The sequence below is a fragment of the Azospirillum agricola genome (genome assembly GCF_017876095.1).
Taxonomy (GTDB): Bacteria; Pseudomonadota; Alphaproteobacteria; order Azospirillales; family Azospirillaceae; genus Azospirillum; species Azospirillum agricola.
In genome coordinates, this window is the sequence record NZ_JAGINM010000038.1 from 36,438 (window position 1) to 47,132 (window position 10,695).

The following is a 10,695-nucleotide window of genomic DNA, read 5'->3' on the forward strand; positions in this document are numbered from 1 at the left end:
TGAGAACAGCCTCCTCACACACGGCCCTGTCGCGTGGCGCCAGTTTCGCGATGGGCAGTAGAGTAGCTTCCCTTCTGGGGGAGTGAAGAGATCCGGAGTTGGGCAGCCCGGCAGGAACCCCACCAAATCTCAAGGCTCCGCTTGTTGCGGAGCCTTTCCCTTTGCAATCTTTAGTGTTCCAGCTCCGCGTCGCTGGTCAATCTTCTTATCCGATATCGGATACATTGATGCAACGCGGTATCGTCCCTGTTCGTCTGGAATAATTTCAACTGCTATTAGAAGTCCATTTCCAAGGGCGGGAACACGTGAAATTAATTCAATCTTACCGTGATTCTTGAAATCGTCGCGTAAATACGTTGGCTTAGCCACAACTGTACCAATGTGGGGAAGGCATCGGCCGAAATCTTCTGGATGTTTATTAAGTGCATGCTTTTGATTGCTGACCGTAAATACGACTGGGCCAAGCTCCACCTCGATTCCCAGGGTAGCTTCTATAATATCGACGGGCAAAGGGCCTAGTTCGAGGAGGACAAGACTGTTTTTTCTGGACATGGCGTGAACTCAAATGAATAGTAAACAGCACAAATATCCAAAACATTATACTGCAATGATATTTTAAGTTAATGTTTTGGATACTGGTTTAAGTTGCTTTCGGCGCTCGACTGCCGCCCGCTTGCGCTTATTATCCTCTCTTACTTCGCGAAACTCAGGTTCCAATTCCTGGAGCTTCTTTACCAAACCATCCAGATGATAGAGATTGCTGGTTTGCCCCCCTCCCCCAGCGAGAAAGCGCTCTTCACGGCGGATAAGTCCAGCCTTTTCCAATTCGGCAATGTACCGCTGGACTTGGCGTTCCTTAATGCCTAGCCGCTGTGCCAAGGCAGCTTTGCTCGGATATGGCTTCCGTCCACTCTCCCACCAGAAATCGGCAAGTTGTAGCACGACAGCAAGTTGGGTGGGGTTGAGGCCGAGCCGATGCTGGGCACGAAAGATCAGCGACGGAATAATGCTGAACCCAATATCCATCACTGCCTTGCCCCACTTGTCGTCAGCAGGGCGCCGCTCCTTCGCTTTCTCCAAGCTAACAACAGTTCCAGTGGTGACGACACTCATGGGGCTCTCCTTCATCTCCTGAGATGAAGGTACGGGCGACCGAGGCGTTACGCAAGGAGGCCCCGGTGGTCAAATCTGACCAGGACTCGCTACGTCCTATGAGTATGTTATGGGGTTTATGTCCTGATAACGATGAGTCGTATTTCGGCAGTCGTCTGAGACTAGGAGGGGGACGTCATAAAAGGCCAGGACGGGGCGTCATAAAAGTCTGGGGTATGGTAGACATTTTATATGAGAAATCTGTCCCAGGTACACATGAGCGTACCATGCACCTCGGCTCTCCATGGCTACAAAAATAATTAAAGGGGCCAATCGCCTTGGTGAGCTTGGGCACAGAAAGCGCAGGCCATTTTCCATAAAATCCGTACCCTGCGCGAACGGCGTTCGGGGTGGCCGGCCGGCCAGCCACCCCGAACGCCGGGCCGGCGCCGTCGGTCACCCGGCAACCGGGATCCACGCGATCGACAGCAGCGCCAAGACGCCCGCCCACGCGGACCAGAAGGTCAGCTCGCTGCCGTCACGCGTCTGGTGGCGGCGCACCAGGTCAGCGGCCAGGGCGGCCGCCAGCAGCAGGAACGGGACGAGCCACCACAGCTCGGTCCAGAGCGGATGGGGCTGGGGAACAGGGTCGAAAGGCGACATGCGCGCTACTCCAGTTCGGGGGGCCAGCCAACCCGGCCCCGCCCTCTCCACGCTCGCCCGGGTCGCCCGCTTCCGCAAGCAGGAAAAATCCAGCAAGATATTGAAATTGTTGACAAACAGGACGCATCGCGGGGTTGAAGCCCGCATGGCGTATGGGCTTGTCAACGGATTTGTTCGGTTCAAGAAAAGTGAAAGGCCGCCCTGGCAAACGCCGTTCACGGGCGGTGGGCTGGACGCGGCGTCCGCATAGTTCTAGTTTTGTTCCCATGAGCCGCGCCGCCACCGTCCTCTTGCTGCCGACGCTCCGCCTCCGCGATCTGCTCCGCCCGGTGGTCGAGGCGGAGATCGCCTGCTGCCTCTGCCGCCACCGCGGGCCGCTGGACGCCGTCGACCTGCTGTGCCGGACCGGCCGGCACGAGCGGCTGACCAAGGCGGTCAAGGACACGCCGTGCCCGCGCTGCGGCGCGCAGGACGCCCTGGACTGGTGCACCCGCCCGCAGCTCCTGCGCTACGCCGCCCGCGTCAGCGCTCTGGTCGGCGCGCGCGGCCCGCTCGGCGGGACCTGCGGGGCCTGCCGGCGGCGCTGGGCGGTCGATGTCCTCGATGCCGTCGAGCGCCTCGGGCCGGACGTGACGCTGCGCGAGCTGGCCGAGCGGTTGGTGTGCCCGGCCTGCGGCCAGCGGGGCTGGGCGCGGCTCGCCCTGGCCGGCCGGGTTGACGCCGCTGGCCAGGGCGGGGAGGATGGCCGCATGTGCGGACGCTACTCCATCCACTCCGGCGGCGAGCTGCTGGCCAGCCGCTTTGGCATCACCCACCCGCTGCCCGGCGACCTGACGCCGCGGTGGAACGCCGCGCCGACCCAGCAGTTGCCGGTCGTACGCCGGCACCCCGACGGGGGTCGCGCGCTGGGGCTGTTGCGCTGGGGCTTGGTGCCGCGCTGGGCAAAGGACCTGTCGATCGGCGCGCGGATGATCAACGCCCGGGCGGAAACCGTGGGAACGAGCAACGCCTTCGCCCCGGCCTTCGCGAAGCGGCGGTGCCTGGTGCCGCTCGATTCCTTCTTCGAGTGGCGGAAGGAGGGGAAGACGAAACAGCCGATCGCCTTCGCCACCACGGAGAACGGCCCATCCGCTTTCGCCGGCCTGTGGGAAGGCTGGCAGGACACCACCGGCGCCTGGGTCCACACCTACACCATCATCACCACCACGCCCAACGATCTGGTGGCGCCGGTGCATGACCGCATGCCGGTGATCCTGCCGACGGAGGCCTGGGCGACGTGGCTGGGCGAGGAGCCGGCCGGGCCGGCGGACCTACAGGCGCTGCTCGTCGCCTACCCCGCCGACCGCATGCGCGCCTGGACGGTCGACCGTGCGGTCGGGAACGTCGCCAACGACCGGCCGGAGCTGGTGGCCCCGATTTCCCCTGCCTGAGAGAGAAAATGTGGCTGAAGGACGCTATCGCAGTCGCGCCGAACTGTACGGCAACCACGGCGGCGGACCGGACTTTTGGGGCGTGCGGGGCTATCCCACGCCGGAAGACGAGTTCCCGACGCGGGTGTATCGGGTCTGGGCTTACGGGCCGGAGCAGGCACACCAGGTGATCCAGGCCAGCGGACAGGCGGACGGCGTCCACCTTGGCGAGCCGCACTGCCTATCACAAGGTGGCGGCAGCACGAACAAAGTGCCGCATCTGGACTATGCCGGGCCGTGGCCGTGGCCCGGCAAAAAGACCTGACGCGCCGACCGCGAAATCGTTTCGCACCATCCCCACCGATCCTCTCATTCCTCTGACGCCTGGACCACGCCGTTGACGCTTCGCCGCACCGCCACCGCCCTCGTGGTCATCCTCCCCGCCTTGGTCCCGTTGGCTGCCGGCGCCGGTGAGCGGATCCGCATCGCCACCGAGGGCGCCTACGCCCCGTGGAACGCCACCGACCCGTCGGGCGCGCTGGTCGGCTTCGAGGTCGACCTGGCCCGGGAACTGTGCCGGCGCATGGAGGCCGAGTGCGAGATCGTCGCCCAGGACTGGGACGGCCTCCTCCCGGGCCTGCTACAGCGCCGGTACGACGCCGTCATGGCCGGCATGGCGATCACCGCCGCCCGGCTGGAGCGGGTGGACTTCGCCGGGCCCTACGCGAGCGAGCCGACGGCCTTCGCCACGATGCGGGGGGCCAGCCTACAGGCCCTGCGGCTTCCCGCCGATCGGCTCGACCTCGATGCCGCCGGCGCCGAGACCGCGCCGGCCCTGCTGGCCCTGCGCGCCGCATTGGCCGGCCGGACCGTCGGCGTCCAGGTGTCGACCGCCCAGGCCGCCCTCCTCGAGCGCCATGTTCCCGGGGTGACGGTCCGCGGCTACGGCAAGCTGGACGAGGCGGCGCTCGACCTCGCCGCCGGCCGGGTCGATGCCCTGGCCGGCACCCGCTCGGCGATCGGCGCGCTCGATCGCGGGGACGGCGCCGGCGGGCTGGCCTTGCTCGGCCCCGACATCGTCGGCGGGGTACTGGGGCGCGGTGTCGGCGTCGCCGTGCGCAAGGGCGACGCCGGGTTGCGGGCCCGCCTCGACCGCGCCATCGCCGGGGCCGCGGCCGCCGGCGTGACGGCCAGGCTGGCCATGACCTGGTTCGGCTTCGACGCATCGGTCCGCCCCGCCGGCGCCGGGCCGGACGCCGCTGCCACAAGGGGGGAATGATGAGCCGGAGCCGCTTCCACGACCGGGCATGGCGCGCCGAGGCGGCGGCCTTCCTGGTCCGCCTCGCGCGGGTGCGAATCCGCAACGCCGTCCTCTACGTCGGCGCGGCGGCGCTGCTGGTGATCCTGCTGGCCAGCCTGCCGGTGCTGGCCGTTCTGGCGGCCGCCCGCCTCGATGTCGCCCACGGGGTGTCGCGGCTGCAGGATCAGCTCCGCGCCATGCGCGACCGCCTTCAGGCGGAGGGTGACGAACTGGACCGGCAGCACAGACGGCTGTTTGCCTGACCGCAGGCTGGCGGGCTCAGCCCCGCCAGACCATCTCCCTCGGTGCCGCCAGCAACGTGTCGACGCGCTCCAGGCACAGATTCGGGAGCAGCTCAATCAACTTGCATCGCCCCCCCATCGTCGACGTCGTCAGCGGGCGGGGCCAGCTTGGAGAGCAAGGCCTGAACGTCGTCGTTGAACCGCTGCTCGCTGGTGGCCGGCTGCCGTTGCGAGGGATCGACCCAGCGGCCGTTCTCGTAGAGATCGAACACGGACAGAAGAACCTGATGGAGCCGTGTGATCAGATCGAGAACGTCGCCCACGTTCGTTTTGGCGAACAGCGCGGCCTGCTGATCAAGGGCGTTGACATCGCGGTGCGCCATGACCTGGTTGCGGATGGCGTTGTATTGTCCGGCCTCATACACCTTGCGGCATTGCTTGACGGCACTCTTCAAGGCCCTGAAATGGGCGGCCGTGGCATCCTCTTTGCCGACCATCCAGTCGTCAAGGTACGCGGGACGCTGCCCGCCGTTGTCGCGCACTTTCCGCTGCTCGAGAGCGTTCCGGCTGAAATCCGGCAGCGCCTTCTCACAATCCTTGAGGAAGCGCGACAGGGAGAGCGCGTCGGAATCCGTGTCGAACAACCGGCCCAGGGCGATGAAGAAGGTCAGCTGGAGGGAGTGGAGGACGATGTTCCACGTCAGAGCGTTCCCCTGCAGCCCGCGTTGAAGCCGCCGGTCGGACGCCGCCAGCTCGTTGATGGCCTTCCACGCGTAAAAGCTGGACGACATCGCCTGCACTTCCGCTTCGATATGCTTTTGAAGATCGCGGACATCGGTCATGGGATCGCACCTGCTTGGGCTTGGCTGGAAGCCGAGCATAGGCGGCCGCTGCGGGCGTGACACGCAAATGATCGACGGTGCGGTCCGCGACCGGCGTCGGTCGGCCCTTCGGCACCGTCCCGCTGTGGCGAACGGGGCGCGAACGGTCCCTTGGAGAGGGACCGTTGATTGCCAAAAGCGCTTTGAAACGCATCACTTTTTTGGAAAGTGTCCGCGTTACCGTCGGCGCATCAATCGCGCCGGAAGTGGCAGAACGGCGACGCTGCGGCGGCGCCTTCCGCCGCTGGCCATGAGCTGGGCGCCGGGCGGCGCGGGCGGTGGGCGACGCGCGACCGGCGGTGACATCACCACGAAATCCGTTACGGACCGGCCACGAGGGCGTGCAGAGCGCCCCCGCAAATATGCAGACATGGGAGGCCAATCGGCGCGGGGCAGCCAGTTCCGCGCCGATTGCTTTTTCCTCGCAAGCCAAGAGGCCTTCCATGACATCGGTTTCTATTTCCACCGCCATCGAGACCCTGCCGCACCTCCCCAAGCTGCCGCCGGAGATCGCCGCCGCCGCCGCCGCGCTGACCGCGCGGCTGGAGACCAAGGGCGTCCGCGTCTTTCTCAGCGACGACTGGTCGGAGCTCGAGGCGCTCAACGCCCGCCACGCCAACAGCTGGTTTCCCCTTCTCCCGCACCCGAAGTCGGCGCGGACGATGTGGGTCGGTGTGGCCGACGACGCCGGCGACGTCATCGGCAGCTACGGCGGCGTGCTGATCGACTGCGGCGAGCGGAGCTTGGGCGAGAAGCTCGGCGACCTCACCGTGTTCCACGACGCCGGCAACGCGCCGTCCGAGGAATGGTGCTTCTGCGCCTCCGACGCGGCGTTCGACACCCAGGGCCGGGTGAGCTGGATGACCGCAGGGTGGGTCGCCCCGGCCTGGCGCGGCCGCGGTCTGTTCCACCCACTGGGACACTTGCTGCGGCTGACGAGCTGGGCCGCGTGGGACGTGCACTGGTTCGCCGGCGTCGTGGAGGAAGAGACCGTCCCGGTGTGGAACGCTCCCGGCGCCGGCAAGCGCCGGCTGGAAACGCGGCCGACCATTCTCTACCAGCAGGCGGGGGTGCCGCGCTGCCCGCTCCACCTCTGCCGTTTCAGCCGGCCGGCGGTGACGCTGGACGCCGGCGCGATCCTCAGCCGGCTGCGCCAAGCGGCCTAGAGAAGCTCCAGCGCTGACAGGACTGCGCGCCGGCCGTCCGGCAGGCGCCAGCCCACGAGCATGTGCGTGTAGCTCAACGGCGTGTCCATCACATCGGTGACAAACACGCGGTTGTAGACGGGCTGGCCAGCGTCGATCGCCTCGCGGTATTGCGCGTCGACGCCGTTGACCAGCCCGTCGCTCGGCGCGGTGTCCGGCTTGCCAAGGTTTGCACGGGCCCAGTCATCGCCCAGGCAGGTCCGGGTCGGCACGCCGATGTACCGGAAGAGCAGCGGACCGTCGGCGGTCTCGGACGAGAGGTAGAGGCAGCGGGTCAGCAGGTTGCTGGCCTGCAGATAGTGGAACACCGCCGGGCCGAGGGTCTGCTGGCGCCGGCACTCCTCGGCGATCGCCAGCTGCCAATCGGCAGCAAAGCGCAGGGGCTGGCGGTTGATTTCGACCAGGCCCGGTTCCGGCGGTCCCGGATCTGGCAGATCGCCACGGCGCGTGATGATGGCCGGAAAGCGCAGCCGCGGCCGCGGCACGGTCAGAAGGCCGCCGGTCGCAGGCAGCACCAAGGCGATGCTCATGCGTTGCCGCCGATGAGCCGCATCATCGTGCTGTAGACGCGCTGGACCGTCAGCGCCGACAGGCCGGTGTCCCGGCTTGCGTCTTCGATCAGGGCGGGCGGCGGCGTGATCGGCGCCATGACATGGCCCGCTGCGGTGAACAGAGCGTCTACCTCGGCCGCCTTGCGCACGCCCTCGGCCGCGACGAGGCCCGCCGCCAAGCGCTCGACGGCGGCCAGCGTGGTCGCCAGCAGGCGGAATTCGGGACTCTCCGGGGTCGCCGTGTCGGCCAGCACGCGCACCAGCACGCGCAGTTTCACCAAGGCGCCAACCAGCCCCTGCGCCGGCGCATCGGCCACCGCTAGCAGCGCGGACCACAGCGCGTCCGCGTCGGCCTGGCTGGCGCCGGTGCCGCGCTCGACCTGCGCCAGCAGGGCCAGCCACTCCCGCTCGAGCAGCAGGAGTTCCCGATCGGCCGCCGTTGGCCGCACCGCGGTGGAGCGCCCCGCACGCACCAAGTCGGCAAGCAGGTCGCGGACGGAATCCAGAACGGCAATCCGCCAGATCCGGCCACAGCCCTCCGCTTCCAGCGCCGCCGCCTCGACATCGAGGACACGGGCGGCGTCGTCCAGCGTTCGCACGGGGAGTAGGGCCAGCGTGGTTTCGCAGGCCGCGACCAGGTCGGCGGTGGGCGCGCCCAGGCACAGATCCGAGATCAGCCGGTCGAGCGCGAGACCCAAGGGCGTCCTGCCCACCGACAACGGTCCGCACCCCCCTGTGCCCGCACCAGAATCACACCCATCCATGCCCAATCGCCTTTTACGAGATCTGCATATCCCGGTATGAGGGTGCCGGGAAGCTAGTTGTTCAACTTTACAGATTGAGCCTCCCCTTGTCTCGCACAACGGCACGAATCATTAATTTTGCAAGTGCAACCATTTTGGGTGGGCGGAGCCCGCGCCCCGCCCACGGCCACCGGCCGGCGTCAGTCGAAGCTGATCAGCGCCCGCGCCCCCGCCAGCCGCACAGCCGCGCCCCCGTCGCGTTGTGCGCGAGCAGCTGCTCGGCGGTGCCGTCGGTCAGCGCGTCGGCCCGGCTGATGTAGACCGGCCGGAACGCCGCGCAGGCCCCCTCAGTCCCGGGCCCAGCGGTCGCGCAGCCGGTCAGCAGCACCAGGGCCAGCCCGGCGCAGATCATCCTCAACGTCATGTCGAACCTCCGCGGCGCGCAGCGCCTCCCGGGTGGATTCCGCCGCCGCCTGCTCGCGGCCGGCCCGGCGCTGGGACGCGCCGAAGGTGGCGATCGCCACCAGCATCACGCCGGCGGCGATCAGGGTGGGGCCGATCCGGGCCCACAGCGTGGCCAGCACGCCCATCACGCTGCCTGGCGCTGGTCGGCCCGCTGGCGGATCAGCAGCGCGACCACCGCCACCGCCAGCACCGCCGCCACGCCCCAGCCCAGCACGCCGTGCGGCAGGACCTCGAGCAGGCCGCGGGCGGCGGCGGACACCTCGCGCGCCTGGTCGAGCGCCACCGCGACGCCGCCAAGGCCCAGCGTGCCCAGCCCCGCCAAGCCGGACGCCGACCGCGTCACCGGCCGCGCCGCCGGCGCCGGCTCGGCCGACCGGGTGGCCGCATGCACCTCGCCGGCGAGGAACAGCGCCGCCTCGGCCGCGCGCCGCTTGACCAGGCCGGACATCACCTTGCCGTCGCCGCGCGTCCATTTGCTGAACTCGGCCGCCGCGCCGGCGTAGTCGCCGGCGTTGAGCTTGACCAGCATCGTCGACGGCTTGCCGGTGCGCAGGGTGACGAACCCGTCCTTGCCGGTGTCCTTGCCCCGGGCCTTCCGCCCGGGCCCGACGTTGAAGACGAACGAGATCAGCGCGCCGCGCTGGTCGTCAGTCAGCGAGACGGTGACGACGCGATCCACGATCGCGGCGGCGGCCTCGAGGTCGGCGCGCAGCAGCTCCTCGGCGTCGGCCTTGGTAATCTTCAAGCCGCGGTGGACGTCGGCGCCGGTGTGGCCGTAGCCGATCGTCCACGGGTCGGCCTTGGTGGCGGCGTCCGGGTAGGCGGTGAGGCGCAGGCCCTCGGCCTGCATGACCAGGTCGATGGCGGTTTGCGGAATGGCACGCATGGGAGTGGCTCCTGTGATCGTGGGGACAAGCGGGAGAAGGGGCAGACGACGAGCACTGCGGCCGGTGCCCCGACCGGTCGCCCGTACTTTTTGCGGGCACGAAAAAGGCCGCTCACTGCGGCCGGGTCGGTCAGGTTGGAATGTTGTCGCGGGGCTATTGAAGGTAGGTGAACACCTGCTTGCCGGTCACGTTGACCGGGGCGATGGTCGCCAAGGTCGCCCAGGCCAACGCATCGAACGAATACTGCACGAACACCGTCCCGCTGATGCGGCTGGGTTGCGGCGTGAGCGACAGGGCTCGCACCGTCACTGCCGTCCCGAAGTCCACGTAAATCCAAGCGTTGGACGCTTGTCCGTCAGCGGTGGACCACTCCGTGGAGGGGTTGTCATCGATCGCCCGCCCAGCTGGGAACCCGGGGTAGGCGCTGCTGGCGGTCGCCGTCTTGCCCGTGGTGAGATCGGTTCCGGTAGCGTCGGCCGCACCGAACATCTCCAGTTCGTAGAGGGCCGTGTAGTCGCCAGCTCCCGTGTAGGGCGCGCCGCTGGAAAACAGCCGCCAGTACCGCGCCGCCACCAGTCCGTGGCTGGTCACGTCGAAAGTCAGGGTGTTGGCCGCGTCGTTGTGGACGATGCTCACGCCATTGCCCGGCACCACGAAGGCGGCCACCGTGTCGCGGATGAATTCGGCCAGATCGGGCAGATCGGCCACCGTCAAGGTGACGTCCCCGGCCCGGCCGGCGACGGAGCGCACGCGGTCGGTGTTGTCCACCTTGCCCCAGCTTGAGCCAGACGAAACGATCCAGTCGCCGACCTGCCAATCCGACTCGCCGTTGATCGCGGTGGTCCCGGCCACCGAAACCACGTAGTAGCGGCCCTTGTTGCCCGCCGCCGCCGTCGGGATGGCCGGGCTGTTGGTTGCGGCGTTCCACCCGCCCTGATAGTTGAGAGCGCCCAAAATTGCCGCCGGCAAGCGGGCGGTCGGCACCTTGCCGTCGCCGTCCAGCTCGCACACACCGCCCGGCTGGCCGGGCAGGACGGATGCAGCAGCGGCCTGCGCCGCCGTGCGGGCCGTCTCGGACAGCACCCGGTCGGCATGAGCAGCGGCGGCATCGGCCGCGGCGTTGCCCGCGCTGCCGGCGGCGGCGAGAGCGGACGCGGCGGCAGCACTGTCGCTCGCAGCCACACTTTCAGCGATGCCGGCGATCGTCTCGCCCACCGCCGCCGTATCGGTGGAGTGTCGCCGCCAGTTCGCTGCCAT

The 10,695-nt window shown here is 68.0% G+C and carries 14 protein-coding genes; 5 read left to right on the top strand and 9 right to left on the bottom strand.

All coding sequences use genetic code 11. The annotated features are described in order from the left end of the window. Nucleotides 1-129: 129 nt before the first annotated feature. The 3 genes from J2847_RS32065 to J2847_RS32075 form a co-directional block, all read right to left on the bottom strand. Entirely contained in the window at nt 130-552 is a 423-nt protein-coding gene (locus tag J2847_RS32065; protein ID WP_209782791.1) for a PBECR3 domain-containing polyvalent protein, read from the bottom strand. Between the two features lie 63 nt (nt 553-615). Further along, nucleotides 616-1,113 carry a helix-turn-helix domain-containing protein gene (locus J2847_RS32070; RefSeq protein ID WP_209782792.1) on the bottom strand — a complete coding sequence of 166 codons (498 nt, stop codon included), beginning with the start codon at nt 1,111-1,113 and terminating at the stop codon, nt 616-618. A 435-nt stretch (nt 1,114-1,548) separates the two neighbouring features. Further along, the gene (locus J2847_RS32075; protein WP_209782793.1) at nt 1,549-1,755 is read right to left on the bottom strand and encodes a hypothetical protein; all 207 of its coding nucleotides are present in this window, start codon (nt 1,753-1,755) and stop codon (nt 1,549-1,551) included. 266 nt (nt 1,756-2,021) lie between these two features. On the opposite strand from J2847_RS32075, the gene J2847_RS34430 reads away from it, so the two are divergent. From J2847_RS34430 to J2847_RS32095, 4 genes are all read left to right on the top strand, one after another. After that, on the top strand, nt 2,022-3,185 hold the full coding sequence (locus J2847_RS34430) for an SOS response-associated peptidase (RefSeq protein ID WP_233474931.1): 1,164 nt from the start codon (nt 2,022-2,024) through the stop codon (nt 3,183-3,185). 10 nt (nt 3,186-3,195) lie between these two features. Further along, the gene (locus J2847_RS32085) at nt 3,196-3,489 is read left to right on the top strand and encodes a hypothetical protein (RefSeq protein ID WP_209782794.1); all 294 of its coding nucleotides are present in this window, start codon (nt 3,196-3,198) and stop codon (nt 3,487-3,489) included. A gap of 72 nt (nt 3,490-3,561) precedes the next feature. After that, entirely contained in the window at nt 3,562-4,443 is an 882-nt protein-coding gene (locus J2847_RS32090) for a transporter substrate-binding domain-containing protein (protein WP_209782795.1), read from the top strand. After that, entirely contained in the window at nt 4,440-4,727 is a 288-nt protein-coding gene (locus J2847_RS32095) for a hypothetical protein (RefSeq protein ID WP_209782796.1), read from the top strand. Before J2847_RS32090 ends, J2847_RS32095 begins: the two co-directional genes overlap by 4 nt. Nucleotides 4,728-4,819: 92 nt before the next feature. On the opposite strand, the gene J2847_RS32100 is transcribed toward J2847_RS32095, so the two are convergent. Beyond that, nucleotides 4,820-5,548, bottom strand: coding sequence for an AbiU2 domain-containing protein (locus tag J2847_RS32100; protein ID WP_209782797.1), 729 nt, complete (start codon nt 5,546-5,548; stop codon nt 4,820-4,822). A gap of 482 nt (nt 5,549-6,030) precedes the next feature. Between J2847_RS32100 and J2847_RS32105 the strand changes: the two genes are divergently transcribed. Continuing rightward, on the top strand, nt 6,031-6,753 hold the full coding sequence (locus tag J2847_RS32105; RefSeq protein WP_209782798.1) for a hypothetical protein: 723 nt from the start codon (nt 6,031-6,033) through the stop codon (nt 6,751-6,753). Here J2847_RS32105 and J2847_RS32110 read toward each other — a convergent pair. The 5 genes from J2847_RS32110 to J2847_RS32130 all read right to left on the bottom strand — a co-directional run. Beyond that, a complete protein-coding gene (locus tag J2847_RS32110; protein WP_209782799.1) occupies nt 6,750-7,322 on the bottom strand; it encodes a hypothetical protein in 573 nt (190 codons plus the stop codon). The genes J2847_RS32105 and J2847_RS32110 overlap by 4 nt on opposite strands. Beyond that, nucleotides 7,319-8,041, bottom strand: a complete 723-nt coding sequence (locus J2847_RS32115; RefSeq protein WP_209782800.1) for a hypothetical protein — start codon at nt 8,039-8,041, stop codon at nt 7,319-7,321. Before J2847_RS32115 ends, J2847_RS32110 begins: the two co-directional genes overlap by 4 nt. A 259-nt stretch (nt 8,042-8,300) precedes the next feature. Further along, nucleotides 8,301-8,510, bottom strand: coding sequence for a hypothetical protein (locus J2847_RS32120; protein ID WP_209782801.1), 210 nt, complete (start codon nt 8,508-8,510; stop codon nt 8,301-8,303). Nucleotides 8,511-8,675: 165 nt separating this feature from the next. Beyond that, the gene (locus J2847_RS32125; protein ID WP_209782802.1) at nt 8,676-9,437 is read right to left on the bottom strand and encodes a lysozyme; all 762 of its coding nucleotides are present in this window, start codon (nt 9,435-9,437) and stop codon (nt 8,676-8,678) included. 154 nt (nt 9,438-9,591) lie between these two features. Next, nucleotides 9,592-10,695 (bottom strand): discoidin domain-containing protein (locus tag J2847_RS32130; protein WP_209782803.1); only part of this gene is annotated, 1,104 nt, incomplete at its 5' end.

Bases quoted from the DNA above. Each gene is read 5' to 3' on its own strand.
- J2847_RS32105 (WP_209782798.1), top strand. From the start codon at position 6,031: ATGACATCGGTTTCTATTTCCACCGCCATCGAGACCCTGCCGCACCTC.
- J2847_RS32110 (WP_209782799.1), bottom strand. From the start codon at position 7,322: ATGAGCATCGCCTTGGTGCTGCCTGCGACCGGCGGCCTTCTGACCGTG.
- J2847_RS32095 (WP_209782796.1), top strand. From the start codon at position 4,440: ATGATGAGCCGGAGCCGCTTCCACGACCGGGCATGGCGCGCCGAGGCG.
- J2847_RS32075 (WP_209782793.1), bottom strand. From the start codon at position 1,755: ATGTCGCCTTTCGACCCTGTTCCCCAGCCCCATCCGCTCTGGACCGAG.
- J2847_RS32125 (WP_209782802.1), bottom strand. From the start codon at position 9,437: ATGCGTGCCATTCCGCAAACCGCCATCGACCTGGTCATGCAGGCCGAG.
- J2847_RS32100 (WP_209782797.1), bottom strand. From the start codon at position 5,548: ATGACCGATGTCCGCGATCTTCAAAAGCATATCGAAGCGGAAGTGCAG.
- J2847_RS34430 (WP_233474931.1), top strand. From the start codon at position 2,022: ATGAGCCGCGCCGCCACCGTCCTCTTGCTGCCGACGCTCCGCCTCCGC.
- J2847_RS32065 (WP_209782791.1), bottom strand. From the start codon at position 552: ATGTCCAGAAAAAACAGTCTTGTCCTCCTCGAACTAGGCCCTTTGCCC.
- J2847_RS32070 (WP_209782792.1), bottom strand. From the start codon at position 1,113: ATGAGTGTCGTCACCACTGGAACTGTTGTTAGCTTGGAGAAAGCGAAG.
- J2847_RS32120 (WP_209782801.1), bottom strand. From the start codon at position 8,510: ATGACGTTGAGGATGATCTGCGCCGGGCTGGCCCTGGTGCTGCTGACC.